This window comes from Peribacillus simplex (assembly GCF_001578185.1).
GTDB classification, from domain to species: Bacteria; Bacillota; Bacilli; order Bacillales; family DSM-1321; genus Peribacillus; species Peribacillus simplex_A.
This window is the reverse complement of record NZ_CP011008.1, coordinates 4,243,523-4,260,502: the sequence shown is the minus strand read 5'-3', so window position 1 is coordinate 4,260,502 and position 16,980 is coordinate 4,243,523. Positions and strand designations below refer to the sequence as shown.

General features: G+C 38.7%; 21 protein-coding genes, 2 pseudogenes and 1 riboswitch. Of the genes and pseudogenes, 16 read left to right on the top strand and 7 right to left on the bottom strand.

Features of this window, described 5'->3' with window-relative positions; translation table 11 throughout:
- The 3 genes from UP17_RS19935 (at position 1) to UP17_RS19925 (ending at position 1,841) form a co-directional block, all read left to right on the top strand.
- The gene (locus UP17_RS19935; RefSeq protein ID WP_434218675.1) at positions 1 to 327 is read left to right on the top strand and encodes a hypothetical protein; all 327 of its coding nucleotides are present in this window, start codon (positions 1 to 3) and stop codon (positions 325 to 327) included.
- A gap of 216 nt (positions 328 to 543) precedes the next feature.
- The gene (locus UP17_RS19930) at positions 544 to 1,269 is read left to right on the top strand and encodes a ZIP family metal transporter (RefSeq protein ID WP_061464661.1); all 726 of its coding nucleotides are present in this window, start codon (positions 544 to 546) and stop codon (positions 1,267 to 1,269) included.
- A gap of 191 nt (positions 1,270 to 1,460) precedes the next feature.
- Positions 1,461 to 1,841: a hypothetical protein gene (locus UP17_RS19925; RefSeq protein ID WP_061464659.1), complete on the top strand. Its 381-nt coding sequence runs from the start codon at positions 1,461 to 1,463 to the stop codon at positions 1,839 to 1,841.
- 104 nt (positions 1,842 to 1,945) lie between these two features.
- Here the strand turns inward: UP17_RS19925 and UP17_RS19920 are convergent, their stop codons facing one another.
- The 3 genes from UP17_RS19920 to UP17_RS19910 all read right to left on the bottom strand — a co-directional run bounded on the left by UP17_RS19920 (position 1,946) and on the right by UP17_RS19910 (position 5,412).
- Positions 1,946 to 2,809 (bottom strand): 5'-methylthioadenosine/S-adenosylhomocysteine nucleosidase, encoded by an 864-nt coding sequence (locus UP17_RS19920; RefSeq protein WP_061464657.1) that lies wholly within the window; start codon positions 2,807 to 2,809, stop codon positions 1,946 to 1,948.
- Between the two features lie 174 nt (positions 2,810 to 2,983).
- Positions 2,984 to 3,087, bottom strand: a riboswitch (purine riboswitch).
- An 847-nt stretch (positions 3,088 to 3,934) separates the two neighbouring features.
- Positions 3,935 to 4,201, bottom strand: a complete 267-nt coding sequence (locus UP17_RS19915; RefSeq protein WP_155727398.1) for a hypothetical protein — start codon at positions 4,199 to 4,201, stop codon at positions 3,935 to 3,937.
- A gap of 290 nt (positions 4,202 to 4,491) precedes the next feature.
- Positions 4,492 to 5,412, bottom strand: a complete 921-nt coding sequence (locus tag UP17_RS19910) for an NAD(P)-dependent alcohol dehydrogenase (protein WP_061464655.1) — start codon at positions 5,410 to 5,412, stop codon at positions 4,492 to 4,494.
- 201 nt (positions 5,413 to 5,613) lie between these two features.
- Between UP17_RS19910 and UP17_RS19905 the strand changes: the two genes are divergently transcribed.
- From UP17_RS19905 to UP17_RS19890, 4 genes are all read left to right on the top strand, one after another.
- Positions 5,614 to 6,183, top strand: coding sequence for a dihydrofolate reductase family protein (locus UP17_RS19905; protein ID WP_061464654.1), 570 nt, complete (start codon positions 5,614 to 5,616; stop codon positions 6,181 to 6,183).
- A gap of 280 nt (positions 6,184 to 6,463) precedes the next feature.
- A complete protein-coding gene (locus UP17_RS19900; RefSeq protein WP_061464653.1) occupies positions 6,464 to 6,973 on the top strand; it encodes a DUF6773 family protein in 510 nt (169 codons plus the stop codon).
- Between the two features lie 10 nt (positions 6,974 to 6,983).
- Complete coding sequence (locus UP17_RS19895; protein WP_061464652.1) at positions 6,984 to 7,181, top strand: helix-turn-helix transcriptional regulator; 198 nt, start codon at positions 6,984 to 6,986, stop codon at positions 7,179 to 7,181.
- Positions 7,182 to 7,199: 18 nt separating this feature from the next.
- The gene (locus UP17_RS19890; protein ID WP_250211702.1) at positions 7,200 to 7,550 is read left to right on the top strand and encodes a sigma-G-dependent sporulation-specific acid-soluble spore protein CsgA; all 351 of its coding nucleotides are present in this window, start codon (positions 7,200 to 7,202) and stop codon (positions 7,548 to 7,550) included.
- Between the two features lie 47 nt (positions 7,551 to 7,597).
- On the opposite strand, the gene UP17_RS19885 is transcribed toward UP17_RS19890, so the two are convergent.
- Positions 7,598 to 8,242 carry a hypothetical protein gene (locus tag UP17_RS19885; protein ID WP_061464651.1) on the bottom strand — a complete coding sequence of 215 codons (645 nt, stop codon included), beginning with the start codon at positions 8,240 to 8,242 and terminating at the stop codon, positions 7,598 to 7,600.
- 647 nt (positions 8,243 to 8,889) lie between these two features.
- Here UP17_RS19885 and UP17_RS19880 point away from each other — a divergent pair.
- The 5 genes from UP17_RS19880 (at position 8,890) to UP17_RS19860 (ending at position 10,593) form a co-directional block, all read left to right on the top strand.
- The gene (locus UP17_RS19880; RefSeq protein WP_061464650.1) at positions 8,890 to 9,108 is read left to right on the top strand and encodes a DUF1659 domain-containing protein; all 219 of its coding nucleotides are present in this window, start codon (positions 8,890 to 8,892) and stop codon (positions 9,106 to 9,108) included.
- Between the two features lie 44 nt (positions 9,109 to 9,152).
- The gene (locus UP17_RS19875) at positions 9,153 to 9,368 is read left to right on the top strand and encodes a DUF2922 domain-containing protein (RefSeq protein ID WP_061464649.1); all 216 of its coding nucleotides are present in this window, start codon (positions 9,153 to 9,155) and stop codon (positions 9,366 to 9,368) included.
- A 52-nt stretch (positions 9,369 to 9,420) separates the two neighbouring features.
- Positions 9,421 to 9,576, top strand: coding sequence for a YvrJ family protein (locus tag UP17_RS19870; protein ID WP_057913045.1), 156 nt, complete (start codon positions 9,421 to 9,423; stop codon positions 9,574 to 9,576).
- A gap of 157 nt (positions 9,577 to 9,733) precedes the next feature.
- Positions 9,734 to 9,961 (top strand): KGG domain-containing protein, encoded by a 228-nt coding sequence (locus tag UP17_RS19865; RefSeq protein WP_061464648.1) that lies wholly within the window; start codon positions 9,734 to 9,736, stop codon positions 9,959 to 9,961.
- A gap of 167 nt (positions 9,962 to 10,128) precedes the next feature.
- A complete protein-coding gene (locus UP17_RS19860; protein ID WP_061464647.1) occupies positions 10,129 to 10,593 on the top strand; it encodes a KGG domain-containing protein in 465 nt (154 codons plus the stop codon).
- Between the two features lie 256 nt (positions 10,594 to 10,849).
- On the opposite strand, the pseudogene UP17_RS29780 reads toward UP17_RS19860, so the two are convergent.
- Positions 10,850 to 11,026 (bottom strand): annotated as a pseudogene (locus tag UP17_RS29780) (VOC family protein); the annotation flags it as partial.
- Positions 11,027 to 11,440: 414 nt separating this feature from the next.
- On the opposite strand from UP17_RS29780, the gene UP17_RS19850 reads away from it, so the two are divergent.
- On the top strand, positions 11,441 to 12,238 hold the full coding sequence (locus UP17_RS19850) for a fumarylacetoacetate hydrolase family protein (RefSeq protein ID WP_061464646.1): 798 nt from the start codon (positions 11,441 to 11,443) through the stop codon (positions 12,236 to 12,238).
- A 462-nt stretch (positions 12,239 to 12,700) separates the two neighbouring features.
- Here UP17_RS19850 and UP17_RS19845 read toward each other — a convergent pair whose 3' ends face one another.
- Positions 12,701 to 13,093, bottom strand: a complete 393-nt coding sequence (locus tag UP17_RS19845) for a thiol-disulfide oxidoreductase DCC family protein (RefSeq protein WP_061464645.1) — start codon at positions 13,091 to 13,093, stop codon at positions 12,701 to 12,703.
- Positions 13,094 to 13,318: 225 nt separating this feature from the next.
- Here UP17_RS19845 and UP17_RS19840 point away from each other — a divergent pair, with 225 nt between their 5' ends.
- The gene (locus UP17_RS19840) at positions 13,319 to 13,681 is read left to right on the top strand and encodes a group I truncated hemoglobin (RefSeq protein WP_061464644.1); all 363 of its coding nucleotides are present in this window, start codon (positions 13,319 to 13,321) and stop codon (positions 13,679 to 13,681) included.
- 194 nt (positions 13,682 to 13,875) lie between these two features.
- Here UP17_RS19840 and UP17_RS28975 read toward each other — a convergent pair.
- Positions 13,876 to 14,532: pseudogene (locus UP17_RS28975) on the bottom strand (transposase); the annotation flags it as partial.
- A gap of 439 nt (positions 14,533 to 14,971) precedes the next feature.
- Between UP17_RS28975 and UP17_RS19825 the strand changes: the two are divergent.
- The gene (locus UP17_RS19825; protein ID WP_061464642.1) at positions 14,972 to 16,102 is read left to right on the top strand and encodes a D-alanyl-D-alanine carboxypeptidase family protein; all 1,131 of its coding nucleotides are present in this window, start codon (positions 14,972 to 14,974) and stop codon (positions 16,100 to 16,102) included.
- A 246-nt stretch (positions 16,103 to 16,348) separates the two neighbouring features.
- On the top strand, positions 16,349 to 16,690 hold the full coding sequence (locus UP17_RS19820; protein ID WP_061464641.1) for a group I truncated hemoglobin: 342 nt from the start codon (positions 16,349 to 16,351) through the stop codon (positions 16,688 to 16,690).
- The last annotated feature ends 290 nt before the right edge of the window (positions 16,691 to 16,980 follow it).

Below are 16,980 nucleotides of genomic sequence, written 5' to 3'. Positions count from 1 at the left end.
GTGAAAAAAGCGTTAGTTGAATGGAATGAAGAAATCAGTGGTGTGCTAAGTGGGATAGAAAAAGAGTACGAAGAAGTTAAGCGTGACCTTCAGGTATATTCCTATAAATTCAATATTACTAAACAAGTTGTACAATCCACTATAAATGATGAAATTATTCGAAACATCCGTGAGCAGTATCATAAACCTTTTGAACAAAAATTGAACGAATTGAAAGAATCCATAAAAGAGCTGGAAGAAAAGAGAAAGGTTTTCCAAATGTTTGTTGATAAAATTGAAAAGGTTAGTGATAAAGAAGAAGGAAAACCTCAAATATCTGTAATATGAGGTAGTGATGCAGAGCCTCTATTGATGAATATTGGAGGCAGGATAACGGAAAAGGCTCTACTATTCTTTTCATACTCATTTACTATGGCAGGGAATATAACTGCTTTTTTTTTGAGGCCATTTGCAAAAAGCGCGCTAACCGTATCTTTACCCTGACCCCGTTTACCCTATCTTCAACCCGGGTACTTACCTATAAAAAGGAAATGGGGGGATAAGATGTGGAATGCGTTTTTTTGGGGAGGAGTTTCGGGTTCTGCTGTCTTGCTTGGCGCACTTGCAGCCATCTTCATTCCGATAAAGAAAAACATCATTGGCTATATTATGGCATTCGGAACGGGCGTATTGCTTGGTGCGGCAGCATATGAGCTGCTTGCAGATTCGGTGCGTGATGGAGGAATCCGGGCGACGGCAATAGGATTCATAGCAGGGGCCGCCGTGTTTACTGGCTTGGATTTCCTTGTTTCCAAAAAAGGTGCGGTTAAAAGGAAACGGTCCAATAATAGCTCTTCGAAAGAAGCGGGCCTGGCCATTTTCATTGGGACGGTGATGGATGCCATACCGGAGTCGATCATGATCGGCGCAAGCTTAATAAGCGGTGGCTCGGTAAGCTGGCTATTGGTCATTGCCATCTTCATCAGTAATATTCCGGAGGGGCTCTCAAGTACAACAGGTCTGCTCAAAAGTGACTATTCCAAGAAGAAAATCATGCTGCTGTGGTTATCCGTACTGCTCATTTCGGCACTATCCTCGATGTCCGGCTATCTATTCCTCGATCATGCCCCGGAATATATCCTGGCAGCGATGGCAGCCTTTGCAGGCGGCGGAATCATCGCCATGATTGCGTCAACGATGATGCCTGAAGCATATGAAGACGGAGGACCGATCACGGGCATATTCACCGCGGCAGGTCTGCTTATCTCTTTGGTTCTGGATTCAATGTAATGACGAAAAGCTGAGATTGTCCCCTTGGAAGGAAAGGGGGCATTTTTTTATGGGGTAGTTCAAAAATCTAGCATAGAAAGAATTCCGCAAAATAAGGAAATCTAGCTTTAAAGAAGAATTGTTGGTGTTAAAATACCATTTCAAATCATACACTCTTCATATAGATTTTAGATATTGAGGAGATGTTAGAAATGAACTTCGAGATGCAAATAGCGAATATGTTAGCTAAAAATATAATGGGGTTTATTGAATTCGTCCGTGAAAATCATGAAAATAAAAACAATTGCCTTTGTTTAAATAGAGATAAATTGTATCAATTAAAACTTCTTGTTGAGGAGTTTAAGTTTCAAGTATTGGCAGATGAACTTAAACGAATCAATCGGTTTACATGGGATGAAAACTACACGCATTTATTAGTTGATAGATTCAGGAAAGGGATGGGGATCATTGAGGAATACGTAGAAAATAACTACGATGATTTATTCATTTTCACAGCCAGACTTTACACATTGAATAGCCTCAGCTTATTATTTTGCAAGGAGGAAGAATCGGGCACAGTCTTCCGCGAATAAAAGAAGAGCACATATTATCGTATATAATATGTGCTCTTTTTTATTTCACTATAGGGATAGCTGACCAAAAGATTCTCATTCTTTTATATGCTCCGAGCCCGGCCTTATTTGCTCGTAGAGATATATTTTTTGACTACTTCATAAACATATTCTTGATTGGCCGCTGCTGTATTCGGGTTATATTTACCGCCATTCACTTTATTATTGGATAACACTCGTATACCTAAGAAGGGAACATCGTAAGCTTTGGCGATTTGGGCAGCCGCAGCCCCTTCCATTTCTTCAACAGATGTACCATATTTCGTATGGAACCACTTAATCCGATCCACTTCATTATTCCAAACGTCTGCAGAACCGATCGTACCATCGACAACCTTACCTTTTGTGTAGGTATCTTTAACTGCATGAGCAGCTGCGAGTAAATCCTTATCTCCCTCGTAGAAGTGTGGTTTTTCAGCGTTAGGATCTTCTCCTGCACTTCCTTCAGAAGCCATTAGGTCCATCGGTTTCCAAATGGTTGGATCAATTCCTTGGTTTTCAGTTTTATCTGCTGTTTTTAATGAACCTAGGTTTACCGTTCTTTTTCCTAAAACAATATCAAAAACGTTTAAGCTTGGATCATGTCCGCCTGATGTCCCTTGATTGATGATGGCAATAGGGTTATATCTTTCAATGGCCAATGCTGTAGCGGCTGCTGTGTTTTCCATCCCTTTACCTGTTTTTGCAACGATTACAGGATAATTGTCTAAAGTTCCAATGTAAAATACAAAATCCCCTGATTTTTCTTCTTTAACATTTTTTAACCTTTTCGCGAAATGTTCAGCTTCGATCGGCATTGGACCTTGAATTATGATAGGCCTTTGAGTCTTTTTTTCGACCGTTTCATTTTTGGAAGCAGAACTGCATGCTGCAATCACCGACACGAAAAGTAATGTAATGATTCCTAATAGAGTGTACTTTTTTAACATGTTTTTTCTCTCCTTAAAAACAAAGTATCCGATTGTTTGAAACACTCGCAGTTGCGGTCAAAGAAAAAGGTCCAGAACGGCAGAATGATTACTGCCTTCTAGACCCACGATAGTCAAAGTATAGATGATTAAGCAAAATGATTATAATGCTAAATCATTAGCTGCTCAAGCGGGCAGCCGAATACTTTAACTCGTAGTCTAGTTCTTTCACTGGGAACCAGGTAGAAACGCTCAGACCATATTTCCGAGCATATACGAGTAATGATATGTATGATTATTACTTTGCTAATATAACAAATAAATAATAGATAATCAATGAAAAAGTGAACATTAAAATATAAATATAATTTAATGTTCGTATTTAGGGGAGTGATCTCTTTGTAAATGTTGATTTTTTTCATATTTAAAGGTTTATTGTGAAGTCTTAAATCATTTCTTAGACAATCATTTAAATCCGGTTTGAAAGTTTTGCAAATCGATAGTGATCCCCAGATGAATTTAACTAAAAAAATGGGATTTTGTGTTGAATTAATAAAGATACTGAATTTTGGGATTTTTAGTTAAGGCTGTTTTCACATACTTTGTTGCTATTTACCAGGTAGTGAGTTGTGGTTGATTTCCCCTCCAGATGCTCGCTTTCCTTGGTGCGGGCGGTGAGCCTCCTCGGCGTAAACGCCTGTGGGGTCTCACCTGTCCCGCTGCTCCCGCAGGAGTCTCGCACTTCCGTTCCAATCAACCTTAAATAGTTTCGTTTTAAAAACAACAATCCTTACGAAAAGAGCCTTAGTTAATAAAATAACTACAGATGAGGAGGTTTTTTATGAAGGCGTATTTCCCTTTATATTCTTTTATAATATCAATTGCTTTAGTGGTGATTGGGAATTGATAATACAGCTGTTTTTCGATCGATTATGATAGTTGGAACAATTTCAGCACTGCTTTTAGCGTGAAAAAGGTAAATGGAGGAGTCTGTCTTTTGGTTTTACTATTTTAGTTAGCATTGCGTATTACATTGGCGTTGAAATTATCGGGTTTTTGTTTCGAAGCGGTGGTTTCGGAAATTGAATTCCATCGTAAAAAAGAAGCGTAAAGTATACAAGGACTAATAGGTGCAGAGAGCTACACCTATTTATTCGTCCATAACAAGATAGAAATAGCGATTAATAAAGTGATCGTTTTTTTCCACTTTGGTGATGCATCTAACCATGTCAAAACAATGCCTACCATTATTCCGATAGAAAGAAGTGCAACGCCAATCGTTTCCATCCATGTCATTTCAAATATTGGTCCAAGCAAAAAGAATACCCAACCGAGTGTCACTAAACCAATCGTGGAGATAAAACGCTTACTCGTAAAATCAGTCTTCACGTCGTTTCGTTCTTCTTCTGACATCTTTTTATACTCCCGCCACATCATAAAGGCCGGAATCCCTAACATTAAAACTAATCGTGCGATTGCATCTATTAAATCCTCCAGAAATTACAAGCTACCATTCATATACGAACATATAGATTGGGAGCTGGTTGGAAGGACATTCCTTATAATGACTAATTATGCCGTTATACCCCTATAGATCCAATTGTTTAAGGGGTATTATCATGTCAAAAAGGAGAAAAAATTCTGAAGATGAAATGGCTTAAAGAAGTTCGCGAAATGCGGCAGTGTGCAAGGCTTTGTCAGGATTAATCATGATCGACCAGGGTTATGACTACATTTCCCTTTTTATGTCCTTTTTCTACATATCTATGAGCCTCGGGAATTTGCTCCAGCGGGTATCGTTTATCAATGACCGATTTTATTTTTTCCGTTTCGATAAGCTCCTTGAGGAGTAATAAATCTTCCGTACGTATCTTTGCTATCCCTTGTCCTTCAACAGACACGTATCGTCCGTTCGGGGTCAGAGCTTTCTTGCTAGTGGCCTTCGAACTTTTCCCGACTGCATCAAAGATGATGTCATATCGCTCATTCCTTTTCGAAAAATCCTCTTCCGTATAATCAATTACCTTATCGGCTCCCAACGATTTCACCAATTCAAAATTGGCGGCACTGCATACTCCGGTAACTTCTGTCCCAAAGTATTTGGCAAGCTGTACCGCCGAAGTCCCTACCGAACCGGATGCACCGTAGATGAGGACTTTTTGTCCTTCCTGGATATTGCCTTTTCTGAAAAAATGCAGGGCTGTCGTTCCTCCAAAAGAAATGGCGGCGGCTTCCTCATAGGTCACATTGACAGGCTTAATTGCCATTGCCCCGTCTTCAGGTAAGCATGTGTATTCGGCATGGGCACCAAAATTCATTCCAGTCATGGCAAAAACCTGGTCGCCTTTTTTGAATTTTTTTACATTCATCCCCGTTTCCTCTATCTCCCCGGCCAGCTCCACTCCCAGTATTGATTTTCGCGGTTTTCTAAGACCCAGGAAGATTCGCATCGGCAGCCATAACAAGAAAGGGCTCTTGAAACTCCGGACTCTTATGTCCCCTGAAGCCACTGTTGCCGCATGGACCTTTACCAGTATTTCGTTATCCTTGGGAGAAGGCTTTGCTACCTCTTTGAGTTCCAGTACATCGGGTGAACCGTATTTTGTGCATACCATTGCTTTCATAGCGAGCCTCCTTAATTTTTTGATTCAATCTTTTAATACTATGATGGAAGCTGTAATATAAAACTATGTAAGCGAAACGGAAGAAACTTTTGAATGAATGCTTAAAAGCATTAGGTATTTGTCCGGCATCGGTCAGGGGCAAGTGTATCGCTGAGCGGTCGAAATACAAGGGACATTCCATAAGACAAAGGAGCTAAAAGTATGACCATTAACGAAAGACCGAGAAGAATAGTTTTAGATTTAGCCGTTACTTTAGATGGATTTATTGAAGGGCCGAAAGGAGAAGTTGACTGGTGCATTATGGACCCTGAAATGGGATTCATTGATTTCTTAAATGATATTGATACAATTTTTTATGGGAGAAAGAGCTATGATTTATGGGGACAATATACTCCAGAAAATGAGGTATCCGATACTGAAAAAGAAATGTGGAAATTAGTACATGGCAAAGAAAAATTCATGTTTTCCAAAACAAAAAAAAGCACTGATAATAAAGTAACAATCATTAATGATAATATTGTTGAAGAAGTAAATAAATTAAAGAAAAAGCCTGGTAAAGACATCTGGCTTTATGGCGGGGCAAGTCTTATTACATCTTTTATAAGATTTGGGCTGGTTGATGAATTTAGGTTATCTGTTCACCCTGTTGTTTTAGGGGAAGGAAAACCTTTGTTTATTGACATGAAGGAGAGATTGAATCTAAAACTGGTTGATACAAAAAGATTTTCCTCTGGCGTTATTCAACTTTGCTATCATCTTAATGAAGAATAATTGCCGAAGTAATTCACGAGTAAAACTCCAAAACTCACGAGTAAATGCTTAAAATTCACGAGTAAAACCCCAAAACTCACGAGTAAATGCTTAAAATTCACGAGTAAATCCCCAAAACTTACGAGTAAAACCATAAATAGGAATCCATACTTGACGTGTGGATCCTTTTTTTATACCTTTTACCATTTATAAATTATAAAATGTAATATATATATTGCAAAAAGTAAAATAAATCATATAATAAGAGTAAGTAATGGAATTAAATGGAGGTCGATTGTTGATGGATTTATTTAAACGAACGAAAAAGATCAAGGATGAGCGGGTTGAGCATGTAAGAAATAAAATTTATAAAGAAATGTATCACGTCATCTTGGCCATTTGCCTGGTGAGTGCACTTTTCAAACTATATAAATATGGTGCAAGCAGCGGGGAGTTATATCTGGAATTCGTGATCATCGTTGCAGGAGGGCTGTATTACTTAGCTCGTTCCATTTTCTTAGGTGTACTCTGGGATGAAGTGGAAATGCATGACCGGACTAGCAAAACGCCGATGAGCAGGAAGACAATTTTTGGTACAGTTGCTTTAGCCCTCATCATCGCTACAATTTTGGGGGTGAATAGTGCTGTATCCTATGCGGATAGCAGTTCCCAGGGTCTATGGTATTTTGTATTGGTATCGTTTGTTTCAGTAATGATCTATTTGCCGATTTTACTTCTGTTTTTTGGTGGTATATACTTGCTAGCGAAGAAAATCGGAATGAAAAATAGTGAAGATAATAAGAAATTGTAGGTGCCTTCCTTTGAAAAATATAAAACTGAAGCTGGCGAGAGTAGAAAAGGACTTGTCACAAGATGAACTGGCCAGGATTGTCGGCGTTTCCAGGCAAACGATAGGATTGATTGAATCCGGGAAGTATAATCCCTCATTGAGTTTGTGCGTCGGTATTTGTAAAGCATTATCGCGTACATTGGATGATTTGTTTTGGGAGGAAGACTGATTAGGGGTATCCATTGACTTGGATATCTTTTTTTTAGGAATGTATCAACAAAAAATGGGGGAAGGTATAGGTGGAGCTGTAAGCAAAAATCTAACATTCGAGAGGGATGGTATGATGGATCGTACAATCGGTTACTTACGTGAGATATTGTCTAACTATACAGACCAATATCCTGAAGCGCAGGAAATTTATAATAAAATCAAAAGCGGACACTTTCATTCAGAAGAAGAGCTCGTCAATAAGCTAAGTGGTAAAGAAGCCAGACTCCTTAACCATATTCTTCCTCAAGAAATTAAGCATGCAAAGGAAGTCAGTGATACGGAACGGGTCTCTCAATTGTCGGAAGTATATGAACTGATTATTATATAATGAAACCTTGTCCATGGTGACCATGGACAAGGCTTTGTTGGTTTTTTTTAATCCATTTCGCTAAGTGAATCCATATGGCTTGCTATCATGGCGATGATCGTACTAGCTTCTTCCTTGCTGAAAATGAAATTTGTTTCATCCTTTATCAGGTCATCATCCGCTGTCCGAATCCGATTGATCCGTTTCAGCACTCCATCACCCGTTTCCTGCACAATCCCGAATTGATAGGTGACCTCCACTTCATTATCCTGGATATAGGCTGTCACTTCAGGAGTTTCCCAATCTACATCGATTTCGTATATATCGGAATCTCCGCCGCCGTCTGAATCATACGATTCATCATATTCATCATCCAGTTCATACTCATAATCGGTGTCATCCTCTTCCAAGTAATTATGGAAGCTTTCATGGACAGCATCGACGATATCTTCAATATCTGAAAGGATCACCTTGCTAATCTGCCCTAAATCCGGCTCGAAGGATTCCATATAAAATTCCTCATTATGCGGATCAAAAAACAGCGTGGAAAAGTAATCCCTCTCATTGTCGTCCAGCTCTGTATAAAATTCGATGCGTGGATGCTTAGACCCGCGTTCCACGATCATGCTGCCATTGCGGTCATATTTTTCACAAATTGATTTAAGATGATCCTGCAATTCCCCGCTTACTCTGTCAAACCATTCTAATGACATCCAACATCCACTTCCTTTCGTGATTATTATTTCCCGGAAAAGGAGAACATGACGTGCCATTTAAAGCCAAATGCAATTTAACTTCGCCAAAAAAATAATGAAACTTGTCAGTTATAAAAAAGTAATTTAAAGGGAAGATAAAATGAAATGAATTTCAAATATAAAAAACGGCTTAAATGTCCCCCGTATTTAAACTATGGATGGAAAAAGCTATGATTTATTTAGAAGGCTAATAAACTCCAGTTTCAGTGTCGATTGTAGGACTTACCTCACTAGTTTGTGTTTTAACGATAGGGCTTTGTTCTTTACTTAATATCCGGTATAAATTGTAAAGTTCTTTCCTTATTGTGTTTTTGTTCCCCAATGATCTGAGGTGAATATTTTTTGAATGCAGGTTACGATTTGCGTTACATCTAACGGCGTGGAAAAAACAAAATGAATCTTTGAACCATACGGCCAGGTAAATATGCCGCTTTAATTTTTGGCGATGTAACAGTCAAATTATCATTGAAAGTCAAAACTAATATACCGATAAAAAGCTGCTCAAATGATGGGCGGCTTTTGATTCGTTTTCCTGAAGAAATTTCAAGACCATGCTACTTTCATCCCGAAAAAGTTTATATAGAGTGTGAAAGGGGGTGAGTGGCATGGCAAACCAGATTCCAGTATCAAGTACGTTGCGGATTGATTTTGAGACGGGGTTAAATGAAAATGGGGCTCTTGTTTTCAAGCGGAGGTCATTTTCGAACATCAAGGTTGAGGCAACGGCGGATCAGCTATTTTCGACAGCTGTTGCAATCGCAAGCGTGCAGAATTATCCAATGGGGGAAGTGACTCGAGTGGATACAAGTTCATTGATTGGTTAATCGACTTTTGGAACGATGTCGGAAGAGGGGGGAGGTGATTTGAAATGGCTAAAGTACTGGAAATGATTTTCGTTACGGAGGAAGGGAAGACAGCGACGATTTCCGTTGATAATCCGAAGCCGGTCAATGTTAATACGATTAAACTGGCAATGGAACAACTGATTGCGGGGAATGTGTTCGTTGCATCTTCCGGAGATTTCGTCGATTTGAAAGCAGCGCGAATTGTCGAGCGGAATGTCGAGGAAGTGGAACTGATCTAACGAACGGGAAGGGCATCTTTTTAGGACACCCCGGAAGAGAGGTGAATTACAAGTGGATCAAATCCTGCCATTTGTCAGTGATATTGGGTTCCCGATCATTGTTACCCTTTATTTGCTTCATAGGATTGAAACAAAATTGGATACTTTGAATGAAACCCTTGTAGAGCTGCCAGATCGCTTGCGAGAAGGGATTCCGAAGTCTGGTTAAGGAAAAGCGGGGAGCATCATGAGTGATAACATTCATGATGCTTTTCCTAATTGAAATGGAAAAGTTTTAATAGATTCTAGTTTTATTTCCAAACTATCGGGTATACATAAAACTGTAGCTAGTTCATGAAAAATCCAAATAATAAGGAGGAGTTTTAATGACTAACAACAATGAAAAAATGAGCAGGGAAGAAGCTGGCCGCAAAGGTGGGGAAGCGACAGCCAAAAATCATGATAAGGAATTTTTCCAGGAGATTGGCCAAAAAGGTGGAGAGGCCACTTCCGAAAATCATGATAAGGAATTCTATCAGGAAATTGGCCAAAAAGGCGGAGAGGCACGTGCCAATCAACGTGATGGCGGCAAATCTGACGGGTCCAATGATTGAAAAATGAGCTGGGAGAAGCAGGACTTAATGGCGGGGAAAAGAGTCGCCGTTAAATAGAAGGAGCGACCTGAAGTATTTAGCAGATTCTAGTTTTATAACCGTTCCAGCGGGTATATGACACATGTAGCTAGTTCATGGAAAATCCAAATAATAAGGAGGAATTTTTAATGACTAACAACAATGGTAAAATGAATCGTGAAGAAGCAGGACGTAAAGGCGGAGAAACAACAGCTAAAAATCATGATAAGGAATTCTATCAAGAGATTGGCCAAAAAGGCGGAGAAGCAACATCCGAAAATCATGATAAGGAATTTTATCAAGAGATTGGCCAAAAAGGCGGAGAAGCAACATCCGAAAATCATGATAAGGAATTTTATCAAGAGATTGGCCAAAAAGGCGGAGTAGCGACATCCGAAAATCATGATAAGGAATTCTATCAAGAGATTGGCCAAAAAGGCGGAGAAGCGACATCCGACAGTCATGGCAAGGAGTTCTATCAGGAAATCGGTGAAAAAGGCGGGGAGGCACGTGCCAATCAACGAGATGGCGACGGCAGCTCTGACGGTTCCAGTAATGGAAAAATGAGCCGGGAAGAAGCAGGACTTAATGGCGGGGAAAAAAGCCGCCGTTAATATAGAATGAAAAATCAAGTAGAACTCATAAATGACCGAGGGAATGAATCATTCCCTCGGTTTCTTTATGTTATTCAACCATTGTCCCATGGAGATGCCCATCACAGCACATCAGTAACTGGTATATAAGTGGTACCTACCCTTAATACTTATGATCTCTGTCCTTAAAAATTGGAGCTTTGAGAATTGCTTTGTCTTCATCTTTATAACTTAACTCTGCACCCCATTTACCTACATACCAATCCGAAGCAAGTTCTATATCAAATTTATTACCATCTAAATCATAAAAAACAAAGTTTCTCCCCGTGTGACCTCTGTTTTCAATTCCTCCAACTTTTATTTCTTTTTCGATAAAATCTTTATGAACAGCTTTTAAAGCGTTTAACCCATTAACTTCAAATGTCATAGAAAAGTGTTCTTCACCGTAAATATCAGTATGGAGTGAATTAAGTCCAATATTCAAAGAAAAATATCTAATCTCGCGATAAAAAATATATACTCTTCATGAGCTAACAGGCGCGTTAATTCAGGAGCTGATCAGCAGCTCCTTTTCTTTATGCAACGATCGGGGCAGGATGGTTTAATAAGAAAAACTGGGCTATATATCACATCTGACACATACTGCGACATAAATGGGAAAAGATAAAAAAAGACTGTCTAACCCATACAGTTCTTGTTTTTTATTTCATATTTCTTCCTTGGCTTTAATTGTATTTGGGCGCTAAACTTCAGTTTTATTGTGCTTTTCGGTTATAATGGAGTTGGAAGTCTTCATTTACGATTATGGAGGCCCGAATTTTATATTATCTGAGGTCAGTATACCTTACATCAAAGGAGTTTATTCATAATGCATGTGCTACAAAAAACGCAAAAAATAGTTCGCTATCAGAATCAACAAGGAAACATACACTACGGTATTGTTGAGGATGAGATGATATTACAACTGTCTAGCAGTTTTGCTGAACTTGTCAACAAGGAAATAAAGTATGACGGGGTAGAGCTGAAATATAGTGACGTAAAAATTCTGGAACCTGTAAAACCTTCGAAAGTGGTTAATTTCGGCTGGACATATGCAGGTCATGCAAAGGAAACAGGGGGAGAGGCAAACCTTGTAGAACCATTTCTATTCCTAAAGCCATTATCTTCGCTTATTGCAGACAAGGAGAAAATCATCCTTCCTCCAAACGATCTATCCAACCAAGTGGAACTTGAAGGGGAAGTAGCCCTGATCATTGGAAAGCGCGGAAAAAACATCAAAGAAGAAGATGCGCTTGATTATGTGTTCGGTTGCACGATATTTAATGACGTCACAGCAAGAGATCTTACAAAAAAAGATCCACAGTTTACGCGGGGCAAAGGATTTGATACATTCGGACCTTTGGGGCCGTGCATCGTTACCGGGGTAGATCCTACAAATTTGAGAATTGTGACCACATTAAACGGCCGCGTTGTCCAAGACGGGAATACCAATCAAATGTCTCTAAGCATTCCGTTTTTAATCAGCTGGCTTTCGCAGGTGATGACGCTGGAGCCAGGTGACATTTTGGCTACGGGTTCACCATCTGGCAGCTGCCCGATTAAATCGGGGGATGAGGTCGTTGTTGAAGTCGAGAACATTGGTCGATTAACTAATGGTGTTCAGTAAGATTTGCCAGCATTCTTAATAACCAAGAATGATCAATCCTTTTTATAAAAGAATAATCCAATTAAATAGTATAAGGGCATGTTTTGATCAATCAAAACATGCCCTTTCTATTTTTTTTATTCATTGATCAAGGTTTCTTGTATTAATTTGATCAAACTTTATTTCAAGGCTACAACCTCAATTATAGTGAAGTTCTTTTTGCTTATTAATGAAATAACAACATGCTTTGGTTCTTTTTATAAGGCTGTTTTCACATACTTTGTTGCTATTTACCAGGTAGTGAGTTGTGGTTGATTTCCCCTCCAGATGCTCGCTTTCCTTGGTGCGGGCGGTGAGCCTCCTCGGCGTAAACGCCTGTGGGGTCTCACCTGTCCCGCTGCTCCCGCAGGAGTCTCGCACTTCCGCTCCACTCAACCTTAAAAGTTTCGTTTTAAAAACAACAATCTTTACGAAAAGAACCTTTTATAAAAAGCGCTTTCGAATACTTGGCGATGGCAGCATGCAGCTCTCTTCTTTCTTTCCGAACCATTTGTAACGGTTCTTGGCAATGAAGTCATAAACGATGTTCCGGATGAAGCTTGGAACGATGATGAAACCGTAAAGCAATTTCCATGCCCCTTGTAAGCGGCGGCAAATCCTCAAGGCTGCAGACGATTTATAGTAGGCCTTGTCCTTTTCGATCAGAACCATGCTATCTATATCTGCGGGAGCATCGTATTTCTTCAGCAGCTCTTGACCCGCCTCACTTTGAAGCGAAGCGTAATAAAAAAGCCCCTGCGGATCCCGCTTTATAATGAACTGGACACTCGAATCACAAAAGTTGCATTCACCATCAAATAAAATGACCGGATTCATGAACATTCCTCCTACAGAGAGACGTTTATCATACTCATGCTTCTATAATACACTACCCATTTTGGTAAGGCGAAAACGCAAGGAATTGTTTGGGGTTTTAACGGTTTGTTTTCACTAGCAATTGGATTTTTATCGACATCCTAATATTACTTACAAAAGTATATGGAATAAAAATGAATTTTCTGCAGAAAATACTTATATTAATTACAAAGTAGGAGTGTATATATGGAACAAACACTTTATGAAAAAATTGGTGGAGAAGAAGCGATAGCAAAAGTTGTGGACTATTTTTACAACGAGTTGGTGCTTAAGGATGATACAGTTAATCATTTTTTTGAAAAAACGGATATGGAAAAACAACGCAGTCATCAGACAAAATTTATTAGTTTTGCATTAGGCGGTCCAAAACAATATTCTGGACAATCAATGGCAAAAGCTCACCAGGGAATGAATCTGCAACCAGCCCATTTTAATGCTATTGTAAAACATCTTAACGATGCACTTGCTCACTTTGGAGTGAATGAAGCTGACATAGATACAGCTTTAACTAAAGTTGCTTCACTAAGAAATGATATTTTGAATAAATAACTATCAGGTACATTACTTCAATACCAGGAGCTGATCAGCAGCTCCTTTTCTTATGCAACAAAACTAGCTAATAAAAACTAAAAATATTACATGCTATACTAAAATATGATACCAAATAACCTCCCTATGAACAGTGGTTGGAGAGTTTTATTATATTTGGTTACACTTTCAAACTAGGCCATATTTTGGAAAGTTCAGTTGTTTTGTAATGGTGCATAAAGCCAATGTAGAAGCTTATTAGCACATGCTATAACAGCTACTTTTTTCCCCTTCTTATCATAGAACTCACGTAATCTCTTATTACGAGGGATGACTTCATCAGTGTTTTCTACAATCACGAATGGCACATCGAACAGCCATATATAGGGCATGCCGTAATCTACTCGAACCTATTTTGATTATTTTGTTTACGGATCCCTTGAATCTACCAGATTCAAAGATACTAGGATCAATTCCTGCAAATGCTACGAGTTTTTTAGGCTGATTAAACCGATCAATCTCACCAATTTCAGAAATTATCGTTTCTGCCATTTTTTCACCGATACCAGGGATTGATCGGATTATCTTATATTCTTCAATTTCTTTTGCGCACCTATCTCTTCATCCAACTTTGATACAGTGTTGTCTGATTTAGCTGCTGCAGCTATAAGTTTCTTTGTCTTTGTATTTGCCCACTTTCTTGAACGAATTGTACATAATTCATCGATTTTATTACCTAAAGCTTCTTCATCGACTATCAAAACATCTTTAGATGTAGGATATTCTAATAAGGTTAGTATAGAGACAACTGAATATAAGTCCCCAAAAACCCCATGATACTCAGGGGAAACCTGATCAAGAACTGCTTGAAATTATACGAGATCTTGGTCCCAACCAGCCAAATCATGTTTAAGCAAGTAGGGGCGAACTGTTTAGTTGACGGGATCTTAAGCCCCACGGGCAGGTACGTTCTACCCCTGCTACCGTTATCATATATTGATATGAAAAATGGTCAACCAGAAATATTTTTTGTCTGACCTTATAATAAGAAGGGCAGGATAGTTCATTACAGTTTATAATACGAGTAGACTTTGATTTAGATTGAGGAGATAAAATAATGCGTTCTTTTTTGGGAAACGAATTTTGGGATGACAGAAATAAACCTATTCTGTTTATACAGTGGGTATTGATAATCTTTGCGATAATTTTATATCCACCAATCTTATTACCGTAATAGAATATATTTATCTGGTATTTTAAGATTAATTCCATGAATAGAAAACTACATTCGTTAAAGCTGAGGTGTTCTAAATGACAAAACTAAATAAAGTAACGTTAAACAAAAGATTGCTAGCTACCGGTTTTGCTTTCATTATTTTATGTGCAGGTTTAATCGGTTTTAGCCCTTCAAAACCAAGTGTAGCCAATGCAGCAACTGTAACCTATACAGCAACTGCTAACCTGAATGTCCGTACAGGTCCTTCTACTGCCAATAAAATTATAGCAACAGTTAAACAGGGCACAAAGTTAACGGTTACTGGAAAAAATGAGAATGGATGGCTAAAGGTAAGCTTAAATGGTCAAACAGGTTATGTTAGTGGCCAATATGTAAAGGTATCCAATCCTTCATCTAGTACAGCAACTGTAACCTATACAGCAACGGCTAACCTGAATGTCCGTACAGGTCCTTCTACTGCTAATAAAATTATAGCAACAGTTAAACAGGGCACAAAGTTAATGGTTACTGGAAAAAGTGAGAATGGATGGCTAAAGGTAAGCTTAAATGGTCAAACAGGTTATGTTAGTGGCCAATATGTAAAGGTATCCAATCCTTCATCTGACGACATTCAGGTTGTTGCAAAGCCAGAAAGTATTCCAGTGCTAGTCAATAAAAAAAATAAGCTACCAGAAAACTATGTACCAAAAGACTTAGTATATACATCAATACCGTTTACTTTTAAAGAAAAGACGGAAAAGAGAAAAATGCGAAGTGAAGCAGCAGCTGCCATTAGCAAATTATTTGCGGAATCCAAGAAGCAGGGAGTAAGTCTTCTCGGTGTATCTGCATACAGATCACATGCTACACAAGTTGCTCTATTTGATTATTATGTAAAAAGGGATGGTTATGCCAAAGCAATCACATACAGTGCATTACCTGGAACAAGTGAGCATGAAACAGGCCTTGCTATTGACGTGACAGGCGGCAATGGTAAATGCGCGGCACAGGATTGCTTTGGAGGTACTAAAGAAGCAAAATGGTTACAGGCACATGCAGATGATTATGGATTTATTATCCGTTACCCTAAAGGAAAAGAATCAGTCACTGGGTATAAATATGAACCATGGCATCTTCGATATGTAGGTAAACCAATAGCTCAAACTATTATGAGCCAAGGACTTACTCTTGAAGAATATTATTATACTAGAGCCGTTCAAAACTAAAGAAATGCTCCTAAAGATATATAGGTTCTAGTGCAAAAACTTTAATAAATTATACGCAATGAATAGCCTCTTCAAAAACTTGATGAGGCTTTTTATATTTAGGTATACTACCTAGATCTATGATAATGTAAAAGGAATAGACAAATAATGTGCTTTTCTTAATGGCGAAGAAGCAAGTGAACCTTCAAAGGATTAGATTCTATAACTCTTAAACCAAAGACAGACCCACAAAAGCAAAGTGTATATATGGATCAAACACTTTATGAAAAAATTGGTGGAGAAGAAGCGATAGCAAAAGTTGTGGACTATTTTTACAACGAGTTGGTGCTTAAGGATGATACAGTTAATCATTTTTTTGAAAAAACGGATATGGAAAAACAACGCAGTCATCAGACAAAATTTATTAGTTTTGCATTAGGTGGTCCAAAACAATATTCTGGACAATCAATGGCAAAAGCTCACCAGGGAATGAATCTACAACCAGCCCATTTTAATGCTATTGTAAAACATCTTAACGATGCACTTGCTCACTTTGGAGTGAATGAAGCTGACATAGATACAGCTTTAACTAAAGTTGCTTCACTATGAAATGATATTTTGAATAAATAACTATCAGGTGCTTTACTTCAAAACCAGGAGCTGATCAGCAGCTCCTTTTCGTGCGCCCGGCATGGGTGCAATCTATAGGGTGGAAGTCCCGAATCATGAAGGCAGTAGTAGTGGTTAGCTTAATGCAAGGGTGTCCACGGTGACGTGGAATCTGAAGGAAGCAAGCGGCAAACCTCCGGTCTGAGGAACACGAACTTCATATAAGGCTAGGTATCATTGGATGAGTTTGCGAAACAAAACAAAGTCCTTACTGCCGAAGGTGGTACAGA